Annotated in this window: 25 protein-coding genes and 1 pseudogene; 17 read left to right on the forward strand and 9 right to left on the reverse strand. The window is 54.1% G+C overall.

Features of this window, described 5'->3' with window-relative positions; genetic code table 11:
* Positions 1-14: 14 nt before the first annotated feature.
* The 11 genes from KO499_RS09655 (at position 15) to KO499_RS09705 (ending at position 10,724) form a co-directional block, all read left to right on the forward strand.
* Positions 15-875, forward strand: coding sequence for a mechanosensitive ion channel family protein (locus tag KO499_RS09655; protein ID WP_215983890.1), 861 nt, complete (start codon positions 15-17; stop codon positions 873-875).
* On the forward strand, positions 856-1,353 hold the full coding sequence (locus KO499_RS09660; protein WP_215983534.1) for an ATP-dependent zinc protease: 498 nt from the start codon (positions 856-858) through the stop codon (positions 1,351-1,353). The genes KO499_RS09655 and KO499_RS09660 overlap by 20 nt, the downstream gene beginning before the upstream one ends.
* Complete coding sequence (gene rimK / locus KO499_RS09665) at positions 1,350-2,258, forward strand: 30S ribosomal protein S6--L-glutamate ligase (protein ID WP_215983535.1); 909 nt, start codon at positions 1,350-1,352, stop codon at positions 2,256-2,258. The genes KO499_RS09660 and rimK overlap by 4 nt, the downstream gene beginning before the upstream one ends.
* A gap of 3 nt (positions 2,259-2,261) precedes the next feature.
* A complete protein-coding gene (locus KO499_RS09670; RefSeq protein ID WP_215983536.1) occupies positions 2,262-3,326 on the forward strand; it encodes a succinylglutamate desuccinylase/aspartoacylase family protein in 1,065 nt (354 codons plus the stop codon).
* 14 nt (positions 3,327-3,340) lie between these two features.
* Positions 3,341-3,766, forward strand: coding sequence for a secondary thiamine-phosphate synthase enzyme YjbQ (locus KO499_RS09675; RefSeq protein ID WP_215983537.1), 426 nt, complete (start codon positions 3,341-3,343; stop codon positions 3,764-3,766).
* Positions 3,738-4,676 (forward strand): GntR family transcriptional regulator, encoded by a 939-nt coding sequence (locus KO499_RS09680; RefSeq protein WP_228339867.1) that lies wholly within the window; start codon positions 3,738-3,740, stop codon positions 4,674-4,676. The genes KO499_RS09675 and KO499_RS09680 overlap by 29 nt, the downstream gene beginning before the upstream one ends.
* 613 nt (positions 4,677-5,289) lie before the next feature.
* Positions 5,290-6,078, forward strand: a complete 789-nt coding sequence (locus KO499_RS09685; RefSeq protein ID WP_215983538.1) for a sulfite exporter TauE/SafE family protein — start codon at positions 5,290-5,292, stop codon at positions 6,076-6,078.
* A gap of 39 nt (positions 6,079-6,117) precedes the next feature.
* Positions 6,118-7,395 carry an amidase gene (locus KO499_RS09690; protein ID WP_323133335.1) on the forward strand — a complete coding sequence of 426 codons (1,278 nt, stop codon included), beginning with the start codon at positions 6,118-6,120 and terminating at the stop codon, positions 7,393-7,395.
* 297 nt (positions 7,396-7,692) lie between these two features.
* Positions 7,693-8,781 (forward strand): DctP family TRAP transporter solute-binding subunit, encoded by a 1,089-nt coding sequence (locus KO499_RS09695; protein ID WP_215983539.1) that lies wholly within the window; start codon positions 7,693-7,695, stop codon positions 8,779-8,781.
* A 65-nt stretch (positions 8,782-8,846) separates the two neighbouring features.
* On the forward strand, positions 8,847-9,398 hold the full coding sequence (locus tag KO499_RS09700; protein WP_215983540.1) for a TRAP transporter small permease: 552 nt from the start codon (positions 8,847-8,849) through the stop codon (positions 9,396-9,398).
* A gap of 30 nt (positions 9,399-9,428) precedes the next feature.
* On the forward strand, positions 9,429-10,724 hold the full coding sequence (locus KO499_RS09705; protein WP_215983541.1) for a TRAP transporter large permease: 1,296 nt from the start codon (positions 9,429-9,431) through the stop codon (positions 10,722-10,724).
* Positions 10,725-11,001: 277 nt separating this feature from the next.
* Here the strand turns inward: KO499_RS09705 and KO499_RS09710 are convergent, their stop codons facing one another.
* Positions 11,002-12,663 (reverse strand): diguanylate cyclase, encoded by a 1,662-nt coding sequence (locus KO499_RS09710; protein ID WP_215983542.1) that lies wholly within the window; start codon positions 12,661-12,663, stop codon positions 11,002-11,004.
* A gap of 371 nt (positions 12,664-13,034) precedes the next feature.
* Between KO499_RS09710 and KO499_RS09715 the strand changes: the two genes are divergently transcribed.
* The 5 genes and pseudogenes from KO499_RS09715 to KO499_RS09735 all read left to right on the forward strand — a co-directional run.
* Positions 13,035-14,012, forward strand: a complete 978-nt coding sequence (locus KO499_RS09715; RefSeq protein WP_215983543.1) for a TAXI family TRAP transporter solute-binding subunit — start codon at positions 13,035-13,037, stop codon at positions 14,010-14,012.
* A 90-nt stretch (positions 14,013-14,102) separates the two neighbouring features.
* The gene (locus tag KO499_RS09720) at positions 14,103-16,292 is read left to right on the forward strand and encodes a TRAP transporter permease (RefSeq protein ID WP_215983544.1); all 2,190 of its coding nucleotides are present in this window, start codon (positions 14,103-14,105) and stop codon (positions 16,290-16,292) included.
* 120 nt (positions 16,293-16,412) lie between these two features.
* Positions 16,413-18,227: a sensor histidine kinase gene (locus KO499_RS09725; RefSeq protein WP_215983545.1), complete on the forward strand. Its 1,815-nt coding sequence runs from the start codon at positions 16,413-16,415 to the stop codon at positions 18,225-18,227.
* A complete protein-coding gene (locus KO499_RS09730; protein ID WP_215983546.1) occupies positions 18,224-19,579 on the forward strand; it encodes a sigma-54-dependent transcriptional regulator in 1,356 nt (451 codons plus the stop codon). The genes KO499_RS09725 and KO499_RS09730 overlap by 4 nt, the downstream gene beginning before the upstream one ends.
* A 265-nt stretch (positions 19,580-19,844) precedes the next feature.
* Positions 19,845-20,138 (forward strand): annotated as a pseudogene (locus tag KO499_RS09735) (methyl-accepting chemotaxis protein); the annotation flags it as partial.
* Between the two features lie 52 nt (positions 20,139-20,190).
* Here the strand turns inward: KO499_RS09735 and KO499_RS09740 are convergent.
* The 3 genes from KO499_RS09740 to KO499_RS09750 all read right to left on the reverse strand — a co-directional run bounded on the left by KO499_RS09740 (position 20,191) and on the right by KO499_RS09750 (position 22,910).
* The gene (locus KO499_RS09740; RefSeq protein WP_416240389.1) at positions 20,191-21,576 is read right to left on the reverse strand and encodes a PhoH family protein; all 1,386 of its coding nucleotides are present in this window, start codon (positions 21,574-21,576) and stop codon (positions 20,191-20,193) included.
* 24 nt (positions 21,577-21,600) lie between these two features.
* Positions 21,601-22,092 (reverse strand): HPP family protein, encoded by a 492-nt coding sequence (locus KO499_RS09745; RefSeq protein WP_215983547.1) that lies wholly within the window; start codon positions 22,090-22,092, stop codon positions 21,601-21,603.
* Positions 22,093-22,175: 83 nt separating this feature from the next.
* On the reverse strand, positions 22,176-22,910 hold the full coding sequence (locus KO499_RS09750; RefSeq protein WP_215983548.1) for an START domain-containing protein: 735 nt from the start codon (positions 22,908-22,910) through the stop codon (positions 22,176-22,178).
* Positions 22,911-23,047: 137 nt separating this feature from the next.
* Between KO499_RS09750 and KO499_RS09755 the strand changes: the two genes are divergently transcribed.
* Positions 23,048-24,055 (forward strand): DUF2804 domain-containing protein, encoded by a 1,008-nt coding sequence (locus KO499_RS09755; protein ID WP_215983549.1) that lies wholly within the window; start codon positions 23,048-23,050, stop codon positions 24,053-24,055.
* Between the two features lie 36 nt (positions 24,056-24,091).
* Here the strand turns inward: KO499_RS09755 and minE are convergent, their stop codons facing one another.
* From minE to KO499_RS09780, 5 genes are all read right to left on the reverse strand, one after another.
* Positions 24,092-24,343 (reverse strand): cell division topological specificity factor MinE, encoded by a 252-nt coding sequence (gene minE / locus KO499_RS09760; protein WP_215983550.1) that lies wholly within the window; start codon positions 24,341-24,343, stop codon positions 24,092-24,094.
* A gap of 3 nt (positions 24,344-24,346) precedes the next feature.
* The gene (minD, locus tag KO499_RS09765; RefSeq protein ID WP_215983551.1) at positions 24,347-25,159 is read right to left on the reverse strand and encodes a septum site-determining protein MinD; all 813 of its coding nucleotides are present in this window, start codon (positions 25,157-25,159) and stop codon (positions 24,347-24,349) included.
* A 76-nt stretch (positions 25,160-25,235) separates the two neighbouring features.
* Positions 25,236-25,997, reverse strand: a complete 762-nt coding sequence (gene minC, locus KO499_RS09770) for a septum site-determining protein MinC (protein WP_215983552.1) — start codon at positions 25,995-25,997, stop codon at positions 25,236-25,238.
* Complete coding sequence (locus tag KO499_RS09775) at positions 25,994-26,383, reverse strand: HopJ type III effector protein (RefSeq protein WP_215983553.1); 390 nt, start codon at positions 26,381-26,383, stop codon at positions 25,994-25,996. Before KO499_RS09775 ends, minC begins: the two co-directional genes overlap by 4 nt.
* The gene (locus tag KO499_RS09780) at positions 26,383-26,661 is read right to left on the reverse strand and encodes a DUF1244 domain-containing protein (protein ID WP_215983554.1); all 279 of its coding nucleotides are present in this window, start codon (positions 26,659-26,661) and stop codon (positions 26,383-26,385) included. Before KO499_RS09780 ends, KO499_RS09775 begins: the two co-directional genes overlap by 1 nt.
* Positions 26,662-26,729: the final 68 nt, after the last annotated feature.

Genomic DNA, 26,729 nt, shown 5'->3' on the forward strand with positions numbered 1-26,729 from the left:
TTGAAACAGGTGTCATGAAGGTGTTTACCGATATCGCCTGGGGGCAGTGGATCAGCTCCGCTTTTCTGGTCGTACTTGGTCTGTTTCTTGGCTCGCTGGCGGCCAGAAGTGTCGGTCAATTCATGGCACAACGTGCTTCCCGTCATCATGCCGCAATGGTGCGGCGGTTGGTGTTTTACATCATTTTTGTTCTGTTCCTGGTGGCGGCTCTGCGGGAGGCCGGGTTTTCTCTCGATGTCGTACTAGGCGCCGCCGGTATCCTGACCGTGGCTATCGGTTTTGCATCGCAGACATCGGCGACCAACATGATCAGTGGTCTGTTTCTTCTGGTTGAAAAGCCCTTTGAAATCGGGGACTTCATTGAAGTGGATGCCACCATTGGCGAGGTGATCGCGATTGATATGCTCAGCGTGAAGTTGCGTACCCCGGATAATCTCTATGTAAGGATACCCAATGAAACTCTGATCAAGACTCAGGTGGTTAATCGCTCAAGGTTTCCTATTCGCCGGCTCGACCTGCCCGTGGGTATTGCCTACGCTGAAGATGTAGAGCGTGTTCAACGTCTGCTACTGGACCTTGCTGACAAGAACCCGGTCTGTCTCGAAGAACCGAAACCGTTCACGATTGTGACTGCCTTTGGTGCTTCTTCCGTGGACCTTCAGTTTTCCTTTTGGGTACCGAAGGAGAAAGTGCTTGAGGGGCGGAGCAGTATGATGGTTGCGATCAAGAGCACTCTGGATCGTGAAGGTATTGAAATTCCGTTCCCTCACACCAGCATTTATGCGGGGAGCCATTCAGAGCCTTTTCGTGTTCAGTTGCTAGGGACGGAACAAACCACTGAAAAGGATCTCCCGGATGTCGACAAAGACCGCTGACGTTATCAAAACCGTTGCCCCGACACCTGCCGACAATAAACTGAGCCTCGGCTGGCGTGAGTGGGTGGCTTTGCCGGATCTGGATATCAACCGTATCAAGGCGAAAATTGACACCGGCGCCAGAACTTCCTGTCTGCACACATTCCGCACCGAACCCTACACTGACGATGGCGTGCGTCGGGTACGTTTCTGGGTTCATCCTGTGCAAAACGATCTGCACCAGGTGGTGGAGTGCGACGCCAGGGTACTGGATGAGCGGAATGTGTCCGACTCTGGGGGCCATAAGGAAATGCGCATGGTGATTGAAACCACGCTGCTGATCGGCGGGCAGCGATGGCCCGTTGAAATGACATTGACCAACCGGGATTCCATGCGATTCCGGATGTTATTGGGCCGTACCGCGATGTCAGGGCGCTCAGTGATTTATCCCGAAGCTTCCTATCTTGCCGGCGAGCCGGCCTTAAGGACTGAAAAATGAAAATTGCGGTAATGTCGCGAAACCGTCACCTGTATTCGACCCGTCGACTGGTGGAGGAAGGTATCAATCGGGGACATGAAGTGAAGGTCATCGATTGTCTTCACTGTTCGATGAACATTACCTCGGCTAACCCGCAGATCCATTACCACGAAGAGGTTCTGGAAGATTTTGATGTGGTGATCCCGAGGATCGGCGCATCGGTAACCTTCTATGGGACTGCGGTATTGCGCCAGTTCGAGATGATGGGTGTGTTCCCGGTGAATGAGTCTGTTGCCATTACCCGTTCCCGGGACAAGTTGCGTTCCTTGCAGTTACTGGCCCGAAAAGGCGTAGGCATGCCGGTCACCGGCTTTGCCAATAAACCGGATAACGTGCCTGAGCTGCTGAAAATGGTGGGCGGCGCACCGGTGGTGATCAAGTTGCTGCAGGGTACCCAGGGTATTGGGGTGGTGCTGGCAGAAACCCGCAAGGCTGCAGAGAGTGTTATTGAGGCGTTCATGGGGCTGAAGGCAGATATCCTGGTGCAGGAGTTCATCAAGGAGGCCGGCGGTGCGGATATCCGTTGCTTTGTCATTGGTGACAAGGTGATTGCGGCCATGAAGCGTCAGGGCGCGGAAGGTGAGTTCCGGTCCAACCTCCATCGGGGGGGCAGTGCTTCGCTGGTGCGGATAACACCAGAGGAACGGCGCACCGCCATTACCGCGGCCAAGTCCATGGGGCTGAATGTCGCGGGTGTGGATTTGTTGCGCTCCAGCCGTGGGCCGTTAGTTATGGAAGTAAACTCGTCGCCGGGCCTTGAGGGCATCGAGAATGCGACAGGCAAGAACGTGGCGGGCATGATCATGAACTGGACCGAGAAAAACCAGAAGCCGTGGAAAACCGGAACCAAAGGTGGGAGAGGGTGATTCATGGCTCGTGCCCCGTTTGAAATTGCTGGCACCGAGATAAAGGCCGGCACTCGGGAGACCGTGGAAGTTCCGGTCGCCAAACTCTATACCCATACGCCGCTGCACATTCCCGTTGAGGTTGTGCACGGGCGTCGGGACGGGCCTGTATTGATGGTGTGTGGTGCCATCCATGGTGATGAAATCAATGGCGTTGAAATTGTCCGCCGAGTGCTTACCAACTCGGCTCTGAGGCATCTTCGGGGAACCCTGGTAGCCGTGCCCATCGTCAATATCTTCGGATTTGTACAGCGCACTCGCTACCTGCCGGACCGGCGGGATCTGAACCGCTGTTTCCCGGGCAGTGAAAGCGGGTCGCTGGGGGGACGCATTGCCTATCTTCTGCGCACGCAGATCATGGAACGCGTGACCCATATCATCGACCTGCACACCGGTGCGGTTCACCGGTTCAACCTGCCGCAAATCCGGGCCGAGCTGAAAAACCCGGAAACCGTGCGCATGGCAGAAGCCTTTGGTGCTCCGATTATTATCAATGCCGGACTGCGTGAAGGCAGCCTGCGGGCTTACGCGGATTCCCAGGATATCCCGGTGGTTACCTTTGAGGGAGGCGAAGCGCTGCGCTTTGACGATGTGGTGATTGGCAGTGGCGTGAAAGGAGTGATTCGGGTCATGCGTGAGCTGGAAATGATTCCCCCGAAAAAAGGGCCAAAGGCACCTAAAAAACGCTCGGAGACCGCTGCAAATTCCCAGTGGGTGAGAGCAGATATCGATGGCATCATGCGGCCCGTTGCCCGTCTGGGGCAGAAAGTCCGGAAAGGGCAGCGTCTGGCTATGGTCGCGGACCCCTTTGGCGAGTCCGAAACCGCGGTAGTCACCCCCTGCTCGGGGATCGTCATCTGCGTGAACAATCTGCCGCTGGTTAACGAGGGCGAGGCTATTTACCACGTGGCCCGGTTTGACGAACTCAGTGAGGCCGAGAAGGCAATGGATTATTTTCGGAGTAGCTATGAGGGGGACGTTGCCGAAGACGTGGTTCCGGTGCACCCCTGGGATGACCGGCACAAATAAACAGGAGAACCATTATGATCTGGGATCAGTCGTTTATAGAGTTGGCGCCGCTGCCAAGGGGCTTTCACCTGATGACCAATGAAATATTGGCCCAGGCACCGGAGCTGACCAACTGCGAGGTGGGGCTGTTGCACCTGTTTATCCAGCACACGTCAGCCTCCCTGGCGGTGAATGAAAATGCAGATCCGGATGTGCGGGGAGATCTGGAGCGTCATTTCAATGTGATGGTGCCGGAGAACGCGCCCTACTATAAGCATGTCATGGAAGGCCCGGACGATATGCCGGCACACATCAAGAGCATTCTTATTGGCCCCTCGCTTACCCTGCCGGTGAATCGTGGGCATCTGGCGCTGGGTCCCTGGCAGGGAATCTACCTGTGCGAACACCGGGAGCAGGCCGAGAGCCGGTGCATTGTTGCAACACTCCAGGGGCGGTGGTGAATTCAGGTTTGATGATGGGCAGAATTTTGGTGGCACGTTTCAGGGGTTTATGCCTCAACTGCCCTGGTCACATCTATTCAGCCACCCCGTCGGACAAGAGCATTTAAGGTTTTTGAATATTGCAAAGCAAAGTGCGACACTTTATTTTGAATTCTTAATGCAGTGTGTTGTTTGCAGGTGGAATTCAGTCAAGACATCGCTGCAAGCCAGATATACCAGCAATTTGCTACTCGACTTAAGAAAAGGTCACATGGGAAAGATACAGCATAGAGTTCTTTATCAAGAAGCTGCGGACAGAATCAGAGAGTTGATCGAACTCGGCAAATTGGCCCCCGGGGAGAAAATCTCCGAAAAAACACTCTGCGAAAAGTTCGGTATCTCCAGAACTCCTCTTCGTGAAGCATTGAAAGTTCTCAAATCCGAGGGCCTGATTGAGATTCCACCAAATCGAGGCGCCAGAGTAACTCTTTTGACTACGAAGGACGTCGAAAACACCTACGACGTCATGGCCGCTCTTGAAGGGTTGTCAGGTGAAACTGCCTGCAAGTACATCAATGATGCTGAAGTTGCTCACATACGTGAGCTTCACCTCAAGATGGTAGAGCATTTCCATCGTAGCGAGCTCAAGGAGTATTTTCGCGCCAATCAGAAAATTCATGAATGCATTATGTTGGCGTCGAAGAACGATGTGTTGATGGAAATGTACAACAATCTCAGTCAGCGTATTAAGCAAATCCGCTACTCTGCACAGATGACCGACGAATACTGGCACAAAGCAGTGAATGATCACGAAAATATGATCAAGGCGCTTGAAGATCGCGATGGGGAGCGCCTTGGCAATATTCTCCGAAGTCACCTAGGTCATCATAAGCTGGAGTCCGCAGATCTGAAGGGAATGATCGCTGAATAACTCTTCTATGCCAGACCCTGACGCTTGGTTCGATCACGAACAGGTTTAACTTCAAATCCGTGAACCCCTGTCATGGCGTATGGCCTTCCGAAGGTGCAGGTTGGAAATGGAGTTCTTCCTGCAATATGCCCCACCAAAACACTTATGGGCTATCACTGTGTGGTGTCCCTGATCCCTGGTTACTCCTCAGACAACGACCTGACGTGGTGCGTGCTGGTGTCGATTTTGCCCCATTTATAGGCAATGGGGCGGTGTCATCAATACCGCTATAGACGGTATTTTCGTTTAACTTAATGAAAATAATATCAAAATCTCTCTTTGGTACTATGTGTGCTCTATGAATTGCATTCATAATTCATTATTCTTATTTGTCTGTAGAGGGAGTCATCGATGGCTCCCTGTTGCTGGTTCATTCGCGTGTCGAAGCCGCCTAAGCTAGGTCTGGTGCAGAGTCGGGAGGTATTCGGGTGAGGTAGTAGATATTGCTTGCCGCGCAGCGCATCACTGACAACATCTCCTTTGCTGGCGAGGTGATTCAATAAGCGCTATGCCGGCGTATTCTGGGGTGAGGTGCTTGTTGACCTCCCTGACATTGTTCTGGAGCGAGGTTTCTATGTTGTCAGCGCTGGTGTTCTTCTCCCTGGTAGGCGCCGTGGCCGGTGTGATTGCTGGTTTGTTTGGTATAGGCGGGGGAGTGGTGATTGTGCCGGCGCTGATCGTGGCCCTCAATCAACAAGGCGTAGATTCGGTGGTGGTCGTCCACCTTGCTATCGGCACTTCGCTTGCAATCATAACCGTAACCGGGGCCTCTTCGGCATTTGGCCACTGGAAAAAGGGCGCCGTAGCTTTCGACCTGCTCAGGCGTATGCTCCCGGGATTGATGTTCGGTGCGGTACTTGGCGGGCTTATTGCCGACCAGTTGCCGGCAGAACTTCTTGAGCGCTACTTTGGGGTATTCATGCTTTTGCTGGCGTTTCGAATGCTGTTTTCCAAGCCTCCTAAAGCTGGGCAGCAACCAGTCGGTTTACCAGCAATGTTTGGTGCTGGAGGGTTGATTGGCACGGTCTCAGCGCTCTTTGGTATCGGTGGGGGGGTGCTCAACGTACCTTGGCTTGCCAGGAACGGTGCCAGTATGGCGAGAGCGATTGGTACCTCAGCAGCTTGTGGTCTTCCGATCGCTGCGGTTGGTGCCGGGACCTTTGTGTTGACTGGGCAAGGGCAATCGACATTGCCAGCGTATAGCTCAGGATATCTCTATTGGCCTGCATTCGTTGGTATTGCTCTGTTCAGTGTTCCCTGTGCCAGGTTAGGCGTCAGACTCGCTCACTACCTATCGCCGCAGCTGCTTAAGCGCCTTTTTGCGCTTCTGATGCTGCTGGTTGGCTTTAAATTAATCATCTGATCGGATCACCTGTCCGCTGGAACCCGAGGAAGAAGCCACGTGAATGACAACCCTGTTATGACCATCAATAATTATCAAGCCTCACTGGCAGAAGGGCGAGCTGCCCCCTTAGACTGGTGGCATTCCTGCGCTGCGCAGATCGAACGGTGTGAGCCCGAAGTAAAGGCGTGGGAGGCTCTGGCTCTTGAGGCCCCTGAGCTGGATGCTGAGTTGGCAGACAAGCCATTGTTCGGTGTGCCCGTGGGCATCAAGGATATTATCGAGACTGTCGATTTTCCGACAGGCTGGGGCACCGACGGTTACTTGCAAACTTCCTCCTCACTTGTCGATGCTTCGCTGGTGACGCTGCTTCGGAATCAGGGTGCGCTGGTTATGGGCAAAACAGTCTCAACCGAGCTCGCTTACTTCACTCCGGGTAAGACTTGTAACCCGCTCGATACATCCCGAACTCCTGGAGGCTCATCAAGTGGATCCGCGGCGGCAGTAGCCGCAGGCATGGTTCCGCTAGCCTTCGGTACTCAGACTGCTGGCAGTATTATTCGCCCGGCGAGCTATTGCGGTGTCTTCGGTTTCAAGCCGACTTTCGATACTCTTAGTGTTGCGGGCGTCAAATCGTTTGCATCATCGTTGGATACCCTGGGTTGGTTCGCGGGAAATATCGAAGACATCTGCACAACGTTTTCGGCGCTGACCCGTGCGCCACATATAATGGCGCAGGATGATCTTGCCGGGGTGCGTGTCGGCGTCCATAGTTTGCCCGGCTCCCTCCCGCTTGAGGATGATGTTGTGCAGGCTTTGGCTAAAGCCCAGATGCAGCTAAAGAAAGCAGGCGCTGAATTAGTGCCGTTGCCTCTGGACGAGCGATACGAAGCTCTGATTGACCACCAAAAAGTAGTGATGGCCTATGAGGCGAGCCAAGCCCTCGCCAGTGAATACTCTCGATTATCCGACCACATGAGCCACAAGCTGGTCGAGCTGATTGAAGAGGGGAAGGAGGTCAGCTACTTACAATATCGAGATGCGATGCATGCGGCAGCGAGCCTAAGGCAGGCCCTGACAGCGGTATTCGACGCTCAGGTCGATGTGATTCTTGCCGCAAGTGCGACCGGGGAGGCTCCGGAAGGTCTGGAGAGCACGGGCGACTCCATCTATTGTCGCGCCTGGACGCTTCTTGGCGTGCCATGTCTCAACCTGCCTCTTAGCGCTGGGAAGGCTGGCATGCCGGTAGGGGTTCAGTTGATTGCGGACCGTTGGCAGGATCAGCGACTGCTCGAGATTGCCAGCACCCTGATGGCAAAAGAACGCGGGGTCGTTTAGACCCTGCGCGATCGTGGAAATTTAATAACGGTTTTTCAGATTCAGCCCGATTCTGGGCTGAGTTTGTAACGTCCCCCTCTCCTCTCGAAGAATGTGCCACCGTTTTCAATCCCTGCCGGTTACGAGTCTATTCGCCTCTGATACTGCGAGGTCTTCTTCGGTTCCTCCCTTGGCTACTTTACGGTGCATGTTGCGCCACTGGTCGTGAAAAAGCGTGCTTTTTCGGTGCGAAGTTTTTAGTTAAATATCGTTGCTTGAAAAATTAATTCCATAAAAATACATATAAAACAATGTGTTATGAAATATGGTATACATTATGCAAAATTCAATGCATCAATTGATGAATTAAATGAAAACGACAACCGGAGAAAGAAAAAGATGACGATTCGTAAGAAAGTTCTTATTGCTGCTGCATCGATTCCCATGATGCTCGCGTCCGCACTGCTCTCTGCAGCACAGCCTATTAATGTCTCTTACAACGCGGCTGCGGGTTCCAGCTGGCATCAAGGAGCTGAACGCTTCCGCGATCTTGTAGATGAGTACTCAGAAGGAGATTACGTCGTTCGGTTACACCCTAATGCGGCTTTGGCAGGGGGGAGTGATCGGGTTGAATTGGAGATGACACAATCAGGCGCTATCCACTTTCTGATCAAGTCGACGACCTGGATGACCGGCCTTGATTCGCGTTATCAAGTACTGGGGCTTCCCTGGCTTTTTCCGGATCATGAGACAGCTAATGCTGTCATAGATGGTCCAGCAGGTGATGCTTTGTTGAATGACCTGGAGCGACACAGCCTGGTCGGGCTGGCATGGGGTGTAAACGGCTTTCGACAAGTGACGAATTCGAAAAGACCGATCACTGAGCCTGCTGATTTCGATGGTCTGAGCATTCGTGTTCCGGGCATTGAGCTCTACCTGTCGATTTTCGAAGCGCTGGGCGCTTCGCCAACCACGATGAATTTCGCCGAAGTATTCACCGGGCTTCAGACCGGAGCGGTTGATGGTCAGGAAAACCCTCTGTCACTCATCTGGTCATCGCGTTTTTACGACGCTCAGGATCACGTGACCATTTGGAACTACTCCTACGATGCACTTTCGTTTGTTGGCAGTTTGCCTTTCTGGAACAGCCTTTCTGAAGTTGACCAGGAAATGTTTACGCGTGCTGCACGCGAGGCTATGTCGTATCAGCGTGAAGTCGTTGCACAGGAAGATATAGACCTGATCGATAAACTGAAAGATGCCGGCATGACCGTCACGACACTAAGTGACGAGCAGTTGGCGGTATTTCAGGATGTCCTGATGCCAGTTTATGACGAATACAAGCAGTCACTTGGCAAGGACTTCGTTGAGCTCTTCGAATCCGAAGTTGCTTCTAATATCGAGTAACGCCCCGCAGCAGGGCGGTCGATCAGACTGCCCTGCTATTTTTGTCTGCCACACGAGGTCTGAACGTGGAGAGATTGAAGAAATATGTGGTTTTCACGGTTGATCACCTGGAGGAAATCATTGTTGTCGTGTGTATGCTCGGGATCGTCATTCTCACTTTTACAGCCGTGATCGCTCGTTACGTTTTCAGGATCCCCATTGCCGGTGCTGATGAAGTGGCAACGTTCATGTTTCTGTGGGCCGCACTTTTTGGTGCTTCGGCTGCGTTCAAGTACAACAAGCATGGCAGCGTTCCCCTCCTTGCCGATCTCCTACCTCTCGGTTATCGGCGCATTGCCGATCTGTTGGTATTGCTCGTCACCGCAGCGTTTTTCATCTTCCTGGCTTACTACTGTTGGGCTTTTTTGCTTCAGTCATTCCGTGTGGGCCAAACGAGTCCCGCAACGGGTATCCCGGTATGGACCATCAATGCAGGTATTTTTGCCAGCCTGTCGATGTGTGGGATTCGATGTTTGATTGCTGTCTATCGCGATGTTGCAGGTTTGTCGCGTTACAAGGATGTCCCGTCTTCGGACAGGCTCGTTTCTGAGAGCGAACTGGAAAAGCAGTACAAATAGACCTTTTGTTTTTTCTGCGGAGATTCATTAATGGATGTACTTTCAAGCGCAGGCATCTTGGCCTTGCTGCTTTTCTTTGTTTTCCTGCTGGCTAATTTCCCGATCTCGATATCGCTGGGGCTTGCCGGCGTGGTGGTTTTCGCTTACCACCATATTGCACCTTTCACGACTTTGCCGCAGATCTTTTCCGGTGCTATCGACTCCTTCACTCTATTAGCCATTCCGCTCTTTATTGTCGCCGGAAACATGATTGCGCAAACGGGCCTGGCTACCCGGTTAGTGTATCTGGCGCAGTTTATGTTGGGCCGTGTTCCTGGGGGACTGGCGATTACCGTGATTGTTGCGGGAGCTTTCCTTGGTGCCTTGTCGGGCTCGAATGTTGCGGCGATCGCTGCACTTGGTTTTATGATCGGAGCCATGCAGAAAGCTGGCTATCCGTTGGGCTTTTCATGTGCCACGGTAGCTGCAGGCTGCACTTTTGGTGTCGTGATTCCGCCGAGCATGAATCTGATTCTCTACGGTGTGATTGCCAATGCTTCAATCCCGGCGCTGTTTGCCGCGGGAATTGGGCCAGGGCTTATTCTTGCTGTGGTGTTGTGCGCTTATATATACGTTGTTGCGAAGAAGCGAAAATTCCCTATTGCTGATATTGAGAGAACGCCTACGGAGTTTCGACGAGCTCTCAAGGATGCTTTCTGGGGACTGATGGCTCCGGTGATCATCTTGGGCGGTATTTACGGGGGTATCTTTACGGCCACCGAAGCGGCTGCCGTCGCCGTCATTTATGTCTTTGTTATTGATCGCTTCTTCTATCGTCAGATTCGGCTCAAAGATTACCCTTATCTTATGTTGCAATCGGGAATCACGACAGGGGTGGTGATGTTGATTCTGGCCATGGCATCGATTCTGTCGTTCATTCTTATGATCGACGGCACTGCCATGCAGGTGCGCGATTGGCTATTGGCAGCGAGTGGTGGCAGTGAAGTGGTTATGCTATTGCTCGTCAATTTTATTCTGTTCTTTGCTGGCGCCTTTCTCGATCCTGTTTCGGCGATTTTTCTGCTGGTTCCCCTTCTGTTGCCGGCCGTGCAGGCTGTGGGTGTAGATACCATCCATTTCGGTGCAATTATGACTACAAATCTATCCATGGCGCATATCACCCCGCCAATAGGGCTCGCCCTTTATCTAGCCTCTCAGATTGCAGGTATCCGGTTTACTCAAGCGGCCAAAGCCGTGGTGCCGTTTGTTATATGTGAGATGTTTGCCTTGATGATCATTACGTATTTCCCGGACCTGACCTTGTTCTTCGTCAAGCTGTTGACTTGATCAAGCGTCGTTTTTTATCAAGTAGTTGAGTATCGGTTACCTGTACCAGTCCATAAAAGGAGTAACACACCGAAACCCGAGACGGACATGGATGCGAGTGCGCAGGGAGGCTCACGGTCTGAGGGGAAGTCGTTGTTTTTGGCAGCTTCATTACCTAATGGATTCTGAAACTGTCGCGGTATTCCCTTGCTCTGGGATCGTGATTTGTGCGAACACCGGGGGCAGGCCGAGAGCCGGTGCATTGTTGCAACACTCCAGGGGCGGTGGTAGACCGTGGCTATCGGACCGGTGCTTCAACCGGTTGATAGCCGAAATTGTTTCTGCCGCTCCTCTTGACCTTGTAAAGAGCCTCGTCGGCAGCACTGACAAGGCTCTCCATTGTGAGGTCATTGGTTGGCACCACTGTTGAGATTCCGATGCTGATGGTCAAAAAAGGCTCAACGGGATTGCTCTCGTGCTGAATGTTGGCCGAAAGGATTCGTTCCCGTATCGATGCTGCAATGTTCATGGCGGCATCCCGGTCAGTGCCCGGAAAAACCAGAAGGAATTCTTCGCCGCCGTATCGCGCTGCCATGTCTGATTTCCTTTGCGCAGCCTGTGATAGGGACGCTGCAACTTGCTTCAGCGCTTCGTCTCCGGCCTGGTGTCCATATCGATCATTGTAGTGTTTGAAGTAGTCGATATCCGCAAGCATGACACACAGGGGGTCGCTTGTTCGGCTCAGAATTTCCCAGGCCTGTTTTAGCTTCGTTTCAAGGGCCAGCCGGTTCGAGAGGCCGGTGAGAGGATCGTGCTCGGATAAGTTCCTCAGTTCGGCGTTCGCGCTCTGGAGCTGGTTCTGGGTTGCAAGCAACGTTTGTTGTTTCGAGTTCAGCTCAGCATTCAGACGCAACAATTCCGTGTTGTTGGATTCAATCAAATCGATCATGGCGTTGAACTCCCGGGACAGGGCACCGATTTCATCATTGTGACTTATGCTGGCCCGGAGGGAGTAGTCCATGGCACTGGAAATGTCGGATATATCGGACTTCAGGTTCATGATCGGCCCAATGATTATCCGGCGGAAGAGTACCAGCAGCGCTGCTGCGAGAAGGGCGCACAATAATACGAGCAGTGTCACCCCATAGAATGTGATTTCCTTGCCCAGTTGCGTGATTTTACGGGGCAGGATTGCGGTCGCTCTCAGACTCGGCGAGTCCTCGATACTGAAGATTTTGGAAGCGGCAAGTGAGCTTGAATCAATGATGTCCACGGTGTACCTGTTCAGGTCAGCCGTATCCGAGGTATCCGATACCATTTCGATCGTGAAATTCAGGACAATCTGTTTGGACAGTCGGCTGATCAGTCGGTCATCGAGAAACTGGCCAAACACTATATATCCGCGGTGTGGTCCTGAGCCGTCGCTTTTCACGATTGGGCGCATTGAAAGTAGAACCGGCATGCCATTCAGGTCGACAATGCCACTGGTAGTTTGCTCATCAATGTGTTCCTGAATATCAATCTGGTTCCTGAGATTGGCGATTGCTGCTATCGCTTTGTCGAGATGGGTCTCTGTCAGATCGACGAAACTGTCTTCTGACGGGAAGTTGAAAATCCGACCCCAGACGAGCTCTCCATCACGGTTGAGGAAAAGAACGACATTGATCCCGAAGTTCACAAACGTGTCCGGATACAGATTTGAATCGATGTACTCCGGATCAACCGTTTGTATAAAGGAATAGGTGTCATTCCATGCTGACCAGTCGTATACCGTTGAATCGATAGTTCTCCGTTGTGCCTCCAGTCGACGGACTACCCGGTCAATGTTGTTTTTGGCGTAATCGACTTCGATGTCATTAAAGGCGGGGTAAATTACGTTGCGCTGAATGAGAAAGGCCGACAAAGAAAGCAAAATGCCCATGAGCAGAATCAATGTCGTGGTCTTAGCGGAAATCGACATGTCGTCGTGCCTCAGGTGAGCGGCGTTCGGGGGAAGGCAGAATTCAGTATAAGCGATTTAGCCGACATGTTCATAGTGTGTACAGTAGTGCTTCCTGGCCAAGGTGTTTGATGCTGGTGGGGTTCCTCTGCTCCCTGACACCCACTCAGGCCCGAAGATGGAGGTTTATTCTGGTCATTTTCCACCCATTGCCAGATATAAATGAGTGGGATTTCACCCATTTTTGAGATCTTGGAAGCTGATAAATCTTAAAGCCCACTGTTTTCTATCTATTTTTACAATCTGGCCGTTTTTTTGCTTAAATTCTCCTTCTGAAGCCTTCTTCGCTTCGTTGAGCACCCAACAAACAAAATGAAACGGGAGCATTCTTTATGAAAACCCAAGCCGTAATGGCGGTGGCCTTCGCCTCCACCTTCGCAGTCGCAACCCCCGCTATCGCTCAGGACCGTTCAGACTGGCCGAGCAACTTCACAGTTGGTACGGCCAGCCAGGGCGGAACCTACTTTGCCTATGGTTCTGGTTGGGCCAACTTTGTGGCTGAAAACCTGGGCGTGTCTGGTGGCGCGGAAATCACCGGTGGTCCGGTACAGAACATGGCGCTGGTGCACACCGGTGATCTGAAGTTCGGCCTGACTACCATGGGTCCGGCGCGTGAGTCGATGGATGGTAAGAGCCCCCTGGCACCGGGAATGAAGATGGACAATGTGTGTGCCATGTTCCCGATGTATGAAACGCCGTTCTCCGTAACCGCGCTCTCCAGCTCTGGTATTACTTCCATTGCCGACATCCCGGATGGCGCCACCATCGGTTTCGGACCGGCCGGCTCTACTTCTGACACCTATTTCCCCCGGATGATGGAAGCCCTCGGCGTTGACTTCGAGCGCCGTAATGGCAGCTGGTCTGATCTGGGCGGTCAGCTCCAGGATGGTCTGATTGATGTCGTTGCCTTTGCGGCCGGTATCCCGATCCCTGCGGTCAGCCAGCTGGAAGTTCAGACCGATGTGAACATCATCGAGATGACCGATGCAGAAGCGGAAACCATCATCGATAATTTCCCGGTTTCCGAGTTCATCATTCCGGAGTCTACCTATCAGTCCCTGGAACAGCCCTCACGTGTGGTTTCCATGTGGAATTTCGCGATGGTGAACTGCGATGTATCGGAAAGCTTTGTGTACGAGATGACCAAGCTGACCATGGAGAACAACGAGAAAATGGTCTCCATTCATAAGGCAGCTCGCAATTCTGTTCCCGAGAACTACACAAAGAACAATGTTCTGCCCTGGCATCCGGGTGCAGCACGTTGGTTTAACGAGAACGGTTACCCGATCGAAGACAGTCAGATCAAGTAACGGCGCTCCCGCGGGGGATTGCGAGGCAGTCCCCCGCATAGAATGGCCAGCACAGTTCTGGCTCCGATTTGCCTGCATGCAGAGTGTTTCATGACTACCGAACAACATTCCAAAGACCTTTCGGACATAGAGGTGGGCGACGACCATGTCCTTGCCCACAACGTGGACGACGAACCGGTTGAAGCCAACCGCCGGCTGTTCGAAGGCGGCCTGCTGAAATTTGTCGCTTTGCTGGCGATTGTCTATTCAGCTTTCCACCTGTACTCCCTGAACATTGCGCCCCTGGAAACATGGTCGTTCCGGATTGTGCATATTGCTGGCGCCCTTGTGTTGGGCTTTGTTCTGTTTGCTGGCGCCAGATTCGTATCGTCTGAGGAGGGCGGGGCTCGCCATCGTTGGACCACCTGGATCAGTGCTGCAGCCATGCTGCCAGCGCTCTATGTGCTGTATCAGACTTTTTCGTTCTGGCAGATGGTCCAGAACGGAGCCATGCGGATCCCTGTGGAGCTGGAGGTCTGGCACTTCGGCTGGCCTTTGTTAGCGGCAACGGGCGTGGGCATTGTCATGAGCTGGTTTCACCAACGGGAACGGTCGGTATTCAGCGTGCCGGATCTGGTCCTGATTGTCTGCTCACTGGCTGTAGCTGCCTATTTTCTGGTGGTTTATAACACCTCCATGCGGATGTCGACCGGTACCTCCTTTGCCCCGGTTGGAATCTCGTTCGCAGCGATTGCAGGCACAGCCCTGATTATGGAGTTGACCCGTCGGGTAGCGGGAATGGCGCTTGTAATCATCGGGCTGATATTTCTGGCCTATGTGTTTGCCGGTCCCTATTTGCCCGGTTTTCTGGGGTATCCGGGCCTGTCGGTGCAGCGGTTCTTCAGTCAGGTTTACACCGATGCGGGTATTCTTGGGCCCACCACGGCGGTTTCCTCAACCTACATTATTTTGTTCATCATCTTTGCCGCCTTCCTGCAGTCCTCCAAGGTGGGCGACTATTTCGTAAACTTTGCGTTTGCGGCGGCGGGTCGTTCCCGCGGTGGTCCGGCCAAGGTCTCCATTTTCGCATCCGGCCTGATGGGTATGATTAACGGAACCAGTGCCGGCAACGTGGTATCCACCGGTTCATTGACGATTCCACTGATGAAAAAGGTGGGCTACAGCAAACAGTCCGCCGGCGCTGTTGAAGCGGCCGCCTCTACCGGTGGTCAGATCATGCCGCCGATCATGGGGGCTGGCGCCTTTATCATGGCGGAGATTACCGGGATTCCCTATACCGAGATTGCTATTGCCGCGATCATTCCGGCGATCCTGTATTTTGCTTCGGTCTATTTCATGGTGGATTTTGAGGCCGCTAAGACCGGCATGCGTGGCATGCGCGAAGATGAGCTGCCGAAGCTCAAAGCCATGATGAAGCAGTGCTACCTGTTCGTGCCAATCATTATTCTGATTGTTGCCTTGTTTATGGGCTACTCGGTGATCCGGGCCGGTACTCTGGCTACTGTATCTGCCGCCGTGGTGAGCTGGATATCCCCCAACAAGATGGGTATCAGGCATATCCTGCAGGCGCTGGAAATTGCGTCTTACATGGCCATTCAGATTATCGTGGTATGCGCAGCAGCCGGGGTTATCGTTGGTGTGATCTCCCTGACCGGGGTAGGTGCACGCTTCTCGGTGTTGTTGCTGGATGTTGCTGCAACCAGTCAGCTGCTGGCACTGATCTTTGCCATGTTCATTTCTATCCTCCTGGGGATGGGAATGCCGACCACCGCAGCCTATGCGGTTGCCGCTTCGGTGGTTGCGCCGGGCCTGGTTCAGTTGGGTATTGAGCCTCTGACCGCACACTTCTTCGTGTTCTACTTCGCTGTTGTGTCTGCGATTACACCACCGGTTGCACTGGCGTCCTATGCGGCGGCCGGGATTTCCGGCGCTAACGCAATGGAAACCTCTGTTGCCTCATTCCGGATTGGTATTGCCGCGTTCATCGTGCCTTTCATGTTTTTCTACAACGGTGCTCTGTTGATGGAAGCAGGCTGGTTCGATATTGCGAGGGCTCTGGTAACCGCAACCTTTGGCGTCTATATGCTCTCTGGCGGTGTTCTGGGCTGGTTTGCGCGCGTGTCCGCGTCCTGGATAACCCGAGTGCTTCTGATTGCGGCGGCCTTGCTGATGATTGAAGGCGGGATCTGGACAGACCTCACCGGTGTAGCCTTGGCAATCCTGGCATTTGTCATCCAGAAGCAACGCAGGAGTCGTCTGACCACGGCAGACGCTCTGTAACGGGCAGGCCCCGATGGTCTGTAGCTGAACAACCGTATCATGGAGACATGGTACGGTTGTTCTGTCTGCAGCCTGTCTATACTCTAGCGGCTTTCCACGGTTTTTCAGGAACCGGATGTTATGTCCTACCGGGTTGGTGCTGTTCTTGTTTTCGTTGCCACGCTGGCTATGTCCTGGTTGCTTGGTGGCTGGGTCGGATATCGCCAGGTGGAGCAGGAAAGCCTGGAAGAGTCCTTTCGTTATCGTCAGCTCGTAGCAAACGAACTGAACCGGTATCTCCCTGTACCGGAGCTGATGGCGGAACACCCTCTGCTTGAGAAGGCGTTGAGCGAACCAGACAACCCGACCGCGATTCTTCAGGCCAACGAGCAAATGCAGCGCATGGCTACGATTGTTGGTAGTTCTGATGTTTATCTGATGAATACCTCTGGACTGACCATCGCAGCCAATAACTATTTGCAGCCCGACAGTTTCGTAGGCCGGAGTTTCAGTTTTCGTCCCTACTTTTACGAAGCGATGGCATCCGGTGACTCGGCCATCTATTTTGCCCTGGGGTTGATGTCTGACGTTCGCGGGCTCTATTTTTCGCATCCGGTTCGGAATGACGAAGGTCGGGTGCTTGGCATAGTTGCTGTAAAGGTCCTGGTGCATGAGCTGGAATCTCAGTGGCACCGGCCTTCGGCGTTAAGGGAAGCGGAAATGGTTGTGTTGGACGAGGCGGGCATTAGTTTCCTCGCAAGCAAGCCGAACTGGTTATACCGGAATTTCTTCGGGAACGCAGAGACACTGCTGGATGAAGAGTCTCGTCAGCGCTATCCGGATCGGGATCTGACGCCAATTACGCTGGATGTATTGGATCAGCCGTGGGGGCTGTCCAGGCAGTCTGAAAAGGTGGCGATCCGTGAAAGTGGCGAAGCCAAGGAATACCTTAGCGTTCGTGTGCCCTTGCCCAGGCTGGACTGGAATCTGCAGGTGATGGTCGGGACCCGTTCTGTGCTCTGGACTCGTATCGCGTTTCTGTTTGGTGGTGCAGCCTTGTTTTTCGGCGGCCTTCTTACATGGCTCTACCTGCGTGAGCGATACCGCCGTGAGGCAGAGCTGGCTCTGAGAGGTGAGCAGCTGGAACGTCGGGTGGCCGAGCGCACTGCCGATCTTGAGAATTCCAACTCCAAGTTGCTGGAAGAAATCAGGGAGCGCGAACGCACGCAGACGGAGCTCCGGGAAACCCAGCAGGAGCTGATCCAGGCTGCGAAGCTGGCGGTGCTTGGTCAGATGTCTGCGGGCCTGAATCACGAGATGAATCAGCCTCTGACGGCCATCCAGACTTACGCCAGGAATAGTCGGCGCTTTCTGGAAAAGGGTGCCGAGGATATGGTCGACGCAAACCTGTCAGAAATTATCACCCTGTGCGACAAAATGGCGGAGCTGACCCGGCAGTTCAAGGTTTTTGCCCGAAAATCCGAGGGACCTCCCGCCTTGGTAGACCTTCGGCAGTCGGTAGATGCCTCCCTCAAGATTATTGTGGCGCAAAAATCCAGTGCAGATATCGATATTCAGTGGAGTCGGCCGGAATACCCGGTGATGTGCCATGGAGACCTTATACGGATTGAGCAGGTCATGGTGAACCTGATTACCAATGCAGTACAGGCTGTAGAGGGCGTCAGGGATCCGAAAGTACGAATTGATATTGAGGAAGCAGAGGATTGCTGGACATGCCTGGTTCGGGATAACGGGCCAGGCCTGCAGGGCAACACACAACAGATCTTCGAGCCCTTTTATACTACCAAGTCGGTCAAGCAGGGACTGGGGCTGGGGCTATCCATTTCGCGCCAGATCGTCGATGCACTCGGTGGCAGTCTGATTGGCCGTAACCGGACGGAAGGCTTCGGAGCGGAATTTGCCCTGACCCTCAAGAAACGGGAGTCCACGGAATGACAACACCTTCAATTATATTTGTGGACGATGATCCACATATCCGACAGGCCATTGCCCAGACACTCACCCTGGAGGACCTGCCGGTCACCTGTTTCGAGGATGCGCCGTCGGCACTGAAACACGTTGATGCGGACTATGACGGAGTGATTCTGTGTGACTTCAACATGCCGGAGATGAACGGTCTGGAAATGCTGGATCGGGTTCGTTCCATCGACGATACCATTCCGCTGATTATCCTCACCGGCCAGGGGGATATAAGCACAGCCGTAACGGCCATGCAGCAGGGGGCCTACGATTTCATTGAAAAACCGTTTGATCAGGACGAGTTGATCGAGCTGCTTCGCCATGCCCTGGAAAAGCGGCACCTTGCTCTTGAGAACCGGCGACTAAAGGCTCAGTTACGTCATCTGGCCAGGCCTGGTCCCCGGATGCTGGGCGATTCGCCGTCCATGCAGAAAGTGATGGCAACCATTGATCCGATTCTCGATATCTCCGCGAACGTCCTTCTGCATGGGGAGACGGGCTCGGGTAAGGATGCATTGGCTCGCTACATTCACGAGAACAGTGGACGTAGCGCTCATAATTTCGTGGCGATTAACTGCGGTGCGGTGCCTGAAAACCTGATTGAAAGTGAATTGTTCGGACACGAGGCTGGAGCCTTCACCGGAGCGGAAAAACGTCGTATCGGAAAGATTGAGCATGCCAATAAGGGCACGCTGTTTCTGGATGAACTGGAAAGCATGCCGATGCCGTTGCAGGTGAAACTGTTACGGGTGCTTGAAGAACAGCGTGTTGAGCGCCTGGGCAGCAATCAGGTGCAGGAAGTGGATGTGCGGATTATTGCTGCCACCAAGGCCGACCTGAAAAAACTCAGTGACGAGGGCGAGTTCCGCTCTGATCTCTATTACCGGCTGAATGTTGTCAAGGTGGACATCCCTCCATTGAGGGAGCGCAAGGAAGACGTCCCCATGCTGTTTCACCACTTCGTTCTTATAGCGGCCGCCCGCTATGACCGCGAGAGTATTCCGCTGGATGCGGGCCAGGCTGCCCGTTTGATGCAGCACTCCTGGCCCGGTAACGTCCGTGAGCTCAGAAATCTGGCCGAGCGTTATGTCTTGCTGGGACCTGCGGCACTGAATGAAAATGAGCCCTCGTCCGATTCAGCCAACGTTGCAGGCCGGCAGACGCTGGCCGAAATGATGGACAGTTTTGAACGCTCCGCCATTATTAGCGCGTTGAACACTTGCCATGGAAGCATCAAGGACACCATGGTGCAGCTCGGCATTGCCCGCAAGACCCTGTACGACAAGATGCGAAAGCACGGCCTCGACAAGGCGGAGTTTAAAGACTGAGTTAGAGACACGTTCCCCCTGGTTTCAGCCCTGAAACCGACTACGCACTATCAGCAATGACGCTTCCGGTCGCTTTTCATTGGCCCTCGTGCCGGTGATCGTGCTGACGGCATTCCACTACCTACAACCTCAAGCAGGCCGGAGATATCGGTGACGAGGCTGTGGTCGGCTTCTCTTCTGACATGGAGGAGAGCAAGCGCCAGGAGGAGCTGAACTATCTGGCGCTGGCTAGGTTTCCTATGGCTGGAAGCAGAGTGACACCGGACAGGTGGAAGAAGGTGTCCGGGTTATTGAACAGTTGGGAGCCGATTCCTGTCGTATTGATAGCGTGCTTGAGGTGATTCACGAAATCGCCGATCAGACCAACCTTCTGGCCCTGAACGGAGTCACGCTGATCGGTGCTATCAGCGAGCGCAGTGAGGCGACGGTAGAAGAAACCCGTCAGGTGGATGATGCGTTGCAGCGCATAGGTCAGGCCGTCGCAACCATCACTGATATGAACACCCGGATTGCAAGTGCTGCGCAAGAGCAGACCAGTGTCTCTGAAACCATCAATCAAAAGGGGCAGAACGTTCGTTCTGCCCCTTTTGTCATCTTGGGATTTGGCACTGTCAGAGATTGGCCTCGGCAAACTCTGCCAGCAACGAGCGTGGAACCCCCTGCAGGTGGATATGGGCGCCGTGGCGGAAGCCCTTGAACCGTTCGGTCATGTAAGTGAGACCGGAACTGAGTGCGCTCAGGTAGGGCGTATCGATCTGCGCCAGGTTGCCCAGACAGATGACCTTGGAGCCGTTACCGGCCCGGGTGATGATGGTTTTGATCTGGTGCGGTGTCAGATTCTGGGATTCGTCGATGATGATCAGGCTGTGCTGGAAACTGCGCCCCCGGATGTAGTTCATGGATTTGAAGTGCAGGGGTACCTTACTGAGGATGTAATCCACGCTGGCTGTCATGTTTTCATCATCTTCATGCAGCGCTTCCAGATTGTCGACGATAGCGCCCAGCCAGGGCTCCATTTTCTCGGCTTCGGTTCCGGGCAGGAAGCCGATATCTTCGTCCAGTCCCTGGGTGGAGCGGGTGGCAATGATGCGCTTGTAGAGTTTGCTGGCCACGGTCATCTCGATGCAGGCGGCAAGGGCCAGAATTGTTTTGCCCGAGCCGGCGGAGCCGGTGAGGTTGACCAGATGGATATCCGGGTCCAGTAGCAGATTCAGCGCCATGGCCTGATAAATATCCCGGGGAACCAGGCCCCAGACTTCTTCGTTCATCAGGTCGTGCTGGTGCAGGTCCTTGATGATCACCTGAGTGTCGTTAAGATCCGCCACCTTGCCGACAAATCCCATCTCGTCCACGACAAATTCATTGATGTTCAGTTTCGCCAGTTCACCTTCGCGTTTCAGAATATGCTCGGTAGAACCTTCCCGCTGCACGGTTTCCACCTTCTCAATGGTATCCCAGAAGGAGTTGGGGAACTCCCGGTAGCCCTTGGGCAGCAGGTCGATGTCGTCAAGGAGCTGGTCGTTGTGGTAGTCCTGGGCTTCCACTCCGAAGCCGCGAGCCTTGAGGCGCATGTTGATGTCTTTTGACACCAGTATGATATCCCGGGATTTGTGCCGGTCTTGCAGGGCAGCCAGGGTGTTAATGATCTTGTTGTCGTTAAGGTGTTGCGGCAGCGAGTGTTTGCCACTGTCGCCGGTACTCATCAGGATTGAAAGGCGGCCCAGAGGTTCGGCTTTTTTGCCCCGGATGATAGGAACGCCCTTCTCGATCTCTTTGGGGCTGGCATCACCAAGCAATTTGTCGATGTTTCGGATGGCCTGGCGGCAGTCGGCTGCCACGGCCTGCTTGCCAGACTTGAGATTGTCGAGCTCTTCGAGGACCGTCATCGGAATAATGACATCGTGTTCTTCAAAGTTGAGGAGGGCGTTCGGGTCGTGAATCAGGACGTTGGTGTCGAGGACGTACATCTTTCGGCGAGCTTGCGGTGCTCTGGGCATAAGTGGCGTTACCTCTCTGGTGGCTCAGTCTTTATCGGCGCAGCGTTGCGTGAGCTCCTCGTCCGAGATCACTTTTAGCATGTCGTAAGTCGTTATGATGCCGGTAATTTTTGAATCGTTGGTGACAAAGATCCGATGCAGATGCTCGCGCATCATGATATTGGCAATGTCGCGCACCGGCGTCTTTTCGTCAACCGATAAAACAATGGGCGTCATGATGTCGCGGACTTCCACCGGCACCTTGCCCATTTCTTCAAAAATCACCATTCGCAGACGCCGGGCTTCCTCATGTTCCTCCGGGGTCAGGTGTCGGTCGGTATCGGAACGTGTGGCGTTCCACCGGAACTCGGTAATGTCTTTGAGGGTGGCAATACCAACAATCTCGCCATCGTCATCGGTAACTGGGCTGCCGGTTATTTCGTTGTCGGTGAGAAAGCGGGCCAGCCGGTCCATGGTCCAGGATTGGGGAACGGCTTTTATGCTGGGTGTCATGATCTCGTAAGCGAGAACGGTCATCAATCTGGGCTGCCTTGCTAGAGTCCTTTGCCAAAGCTTAGCGCGTCACATGGCGCACGTCATCCCTTGATGGGGCGCCAGGCTCACGGCGTTGATAAGCGAATGCCGGTCAGTTGGCCCTGCGCGTCGTGAACCAGCCGGTAGCCCCGGTACTTTTCTGTGTTTGCGACGCGTTCGAGCATCTCCATGGATCGTATCGGAATATCCACCAGCAGGGAGTTCACCAGCCAGCCAGGCAGTGAGCCATTGGGATCGGTGTGCTGAACCCAGACCATTCGGGTTTTATTCCCTTGCGGGGTGAAACGGTACAACGTGTCGGAGCGGTCGACTCGTATCCGGCTGCTGTTTTCCGCCCGCTGATCGGGCACTGCGTTCAGGTGCATAATAATCTCACCGGAGGCCTGATCGCCGCGGGTCTGGATGCGCAGGACATAATCCCGGTCGGTTACCGGCCAGGGCATATCGTTGACCGAATAGGCAAAGCGGTCGAGGAACTCGCCGTCGCCAAAAGCATAGGATTCGGTGCAGTTGTGCACCCACTCGACACATGAACCGGGGTTGGCCATGACGGCCATCAGGTTTTCGATAGGCGTCTCGAGTATCGCCACGGCCTTGAAGGCTTTGAATCTGGAATCTGGCTGCTCAATGGTATAAACGCGAATGCCACTGGATTCCTTGCGCAGCGTCCATGCCTCGTCCGTTTCAGTGGGCAGTTCAGCCCGGGCGGTGGCAGCAACAGCAAACACTAGCAATGCGCAGACAAGCCCGCTTATGACCGAGGCCCAGCCCGCAATGCCATGGGCTATGCTCTTTCTCATGGGGTACACTTCCTGGGAGATGGTGGGCCGAGTCTAGCATGAGGCTTTTGCTGACATGGCCACGGAAACAATGGATTGTGAACCAGGTAGCGACCTGTTGATCCTATCCCTCAAATTGGCCTGATCTGACGACGACTATGACTATAAAAAAACTGATCAACGGTAAAGGGCAAGTGGTTCCCGGGCAACTGGATGAGCCTGTAGAAGAGATCAATTATCTGGACTATGACTTGCGTACGGTGATGGACCGTTCGCGTTCACGGCTGGCCAGGCGCTGGCGCTTCAACCAGTTTCAGTTTGTCAGCGCCATGGGGCCGGGCTGGGTGTTTGGCCTGGCGGTGGTGGATCTGAAACTGGTGGGGAACGGATTTTTCTATCTCTTTGATTTCGAGACCGGTCAGATGATGGCGCAGTCTTTCCTGCAGCCTTTGGCCAGACACACCTGCATTGAGCCACGTCCGGAGGAGGGTGTGTCGACGTTCAACAAGGGTGAGGTTGCCGTGCAAATTGCGCCGTCCACTGACGGTCGTGCAATCACCGTTTCTGCGCCGGGCGGTATCGAAATTGAACTGACTCTGAAGGAGGACCGTGACCCGCTTCGACTGGTTTGTCCGGCTGGTTATAACGGCTGGGTGTTTACCCGTAAATCAGCAGGTTTGCCGGTGGAGGGGGAAGTGCGTTGGGGGCACCAGATCTGGCGCTGTGACGAGCACACCCGGGGATCCATCGACTGGAGTTGCGGCTTTATGCGCCGGGAGACTGCCTGGAATTGGGCGTGTCTTGCCGGGCAGTTACAGGATGGCAGATCTTTGGGGCTGAACCTGGCTGCTGGGGTCAACGAAACAGGGATGACAGAAAATGCGCTCTGGCTGGATGGTGTCTGCCATAAACTGGGAGCGGCAAAGTTCCGTTTTGATCGCTACAGGCCCGGTAGTGACTGGGATGTGTCCACGGAGGATGGTCGGGTTGATCTGCACTTTGTTCCGGCCGGTGTCCGCAAAGAGAAACTGGATGCGTGGGTGTTGGCCTCCAACTTCCGGCAGTATGTCGGCACGTTTAATGGAACGGTGACGGATGAGGCTGGCAGGACAATCCAGGTCAAAGGTCTGCGGGGGCTTATGGAAGACCACTTCGCGAGGTGGTAAGTCATGACCTGCCCGTTCCGGGGCAGGCCACGTGGTTTATCGCTCCGGTAGTGTGACGTTCAGTTCCAGTACCGAGCAGCTGTCATTGCGGTCAACTTCAACCTGAACCATGTCGTCACTGATCTGAACGTATTTGCGGATGACCTCCAGTAGTTCCTGCTGGAGCTGAGGAAGATAATCCGGCTGTTCACGCTGGCCACGCTCATGGGCAACAATGATCTGCAGGCGCTCTTTTGCCACACTGGCGGTGTTCTTCTTTTTACCTTTGAAATAATCGAGGAAACTCATTCCTTAGCCTCCCTTGAACATCCGTGAGAAGAAACCTTTCTTCTGGGAAGTCATGAAACGGTGTTCCCGTTCCTCACCCAGCAGGCGTGCGACGGCGTCGTTGTATGCTTGTCCCGCATCGCTATCCTCTTCCAGAATGACAGGCATCCCCTGGTTGGATGCATTCAGTACGATCTGGCTCTCGGGAATGACGCCCAGCAGGGGAATTGCGAGAATCTCTTCCACATCCGCGACGGACAGCATTTCGCCTCGCTCTACCCGGTCGGGGTTGTAGCGTGTCAGAAGCAGGTGCTCCTTCACCGGATCCTGACCCATTTCGGCGCGGCGGGATTTGCTTTGCAGAATGCCCAGGATGCGGTCGGAATCCCGAACAGACGACACTTCCGGATTCGTGACTACAACTGCCTCGTCGGCATAATACAGGGCCATTTGGGCGCCGTGTTCAATGCCGGCCGGGGAATCACAAACGATGTAATCGAAGGTTTCAGAGAGCTCGTTGATGACCTTCTCGACACCGTCTTTGGTCAACGCTTCTTTCTCCCGGGTCTGGGAGGCGGGAAGGATGTAAAGGGTATCGACCCGTTTGTCCCGGATCAGGGCCTGATTCAGGGATGCTTCGCCCTGAATCACGTTTACGAAGTCGTACACCACGCGGCGTTCGCAATTCATGATCAGATCGAGGTTGCGCAGGCCCACGTCAAAATCAATGACTACGGTCTTGTGGCCCCGCTTGGCAAGGCCGGTGCTGATCGAGGCGCTGGTGGTGGTTTTGCCAACGCCGCCCTTTCCTGAGGTAACGACAATAATTCTAGCCAAGGTTCTGTTCCTGTTTCTCGGTGGATTCGTCGTGTCTGCCGAATTATCCGGTCAATTATTGTATTCAGATCCAGTCTCAGGCCTTGTCCAGTGGCGTCACCACCAGCAGGTCGTCCCGGAGCTGGATCTGCACAGCGCTTTTCCAGCCATTATCCTGAAGATCTTCGGAGATTTTATAGTGTCCCGCAATGGACACAAGCTCTGCCTCCAGAGATTGACAGAATACCCGAGCGGATTCTGCGCCGTGAATGCCGGCAAGAGCCCGTCCCCGCAGAGGTCCATAGACGTGAATGTTGCCCGCCGCGAGCACTTCGGCACCGGCCTGAACCGGTGCAAGAATCACGAGATCTCCCTCCGGAGCGTGGATCTGCTGGCCGGAACGCACCGGCTGACTGATAATTTTGGCCGGGGGTGGATCACCGGCACTCGTTGTCGGCGTAGGAGCATTCGCGGTTTCTGCTTCCTCGGCGGCCATTTGGTTGGCTTCGTGGGTGCGGTCGCGCTGACCGTTACCCGGTAACAGGGCCAATGCGGCGCCACGGGCGAGGCGGCGCTGGTCATCGGTACCTCCGCGCACGCCAATCACGTGGATGTGGTTGCGACGACAGGTGCCGATGATCTTGAAAAAGTCCAGTTCGCTGTCCAGCCCCTGGTATTTCTCCAGGCTGATAATCAGAGGAATATCCTTGAAGAACCCGGGTGCCTGGCTGATTTTATCCCGCAGTACGCCTTCGAATTCACCGTCATCAAAGTAGTAGAGCTCCAGGGCAGTCATGGAGACGCTGGCGCTTTTTAACTGAAAACCCTGTTTTACCCCGGAGGTAGCGGTATCGCTCATGAAGGAGTCTCTTCCCTGGTCATGTTGTCGGTTGGGTTCGGGCGCTGACGAAGTGGCATGCCTTCGAAGCGAATGCCAGACCATCCGGTGCTGATGAACTGGCGGATATTGCCATGGCTCTCGCCGGTCGGGTCGTCCAGTACCTGTTGGTAGTGTTCGGCGAACAGTTTGAGTGTGTCGACTTCGCTCAGATTGCAATGTTGGCCAAGGCCAAAGATCCGGCAGGACCCAGCGTTCTCGCCCTCTGCATTCACCAGTGGTCCGTTCCGGAAACCACAGGGGTGGTACTCAAAGTGCTGTTCGATCAGGGCCAGGGAATCTTTGAAGCTGGCATGGCCGGCGTCCAGGGATGCCAGATGGATCCTTACGGCATCGTTGACACTCATTATTTATGGTCCTGCTTGGGGCCTTTCTGGTAGAGGGCTTTCCAGTCCTCGTAGGGCATGCCGTAGATTTCTTCCCGGGCTTGCGGGTCGGACAACTCGAATCCGCGCTCATCCGCTTCTGCCCGGTACCATTTAGACAGGCAGTTGCGGCAGAAGCCTGCCAGGTTCATCAGATCGATATTCTGTACGTCAGTGTTTTCACGCAGGTGTTTGACCAGCCGGCGAAAGGCGGCTGCCTCAATTTCAGTGCGTTCTGTTTCTGGGATCGGGTTGCTCATGGGGCCTCGCAATATTTGGTGCGCCGGTGGATAAGGGTTCCTGACATTCTCTGCATGTTAGCTTAAGA

This window comes from Marinobacter sp. F3R08 (assembly GCF_018860425.1).
GTDB lineage: Bacteria > Pseudomonadota > Gammaproteobacteria > Pseudomonadales > Oleiphilaceae > Marinobacter.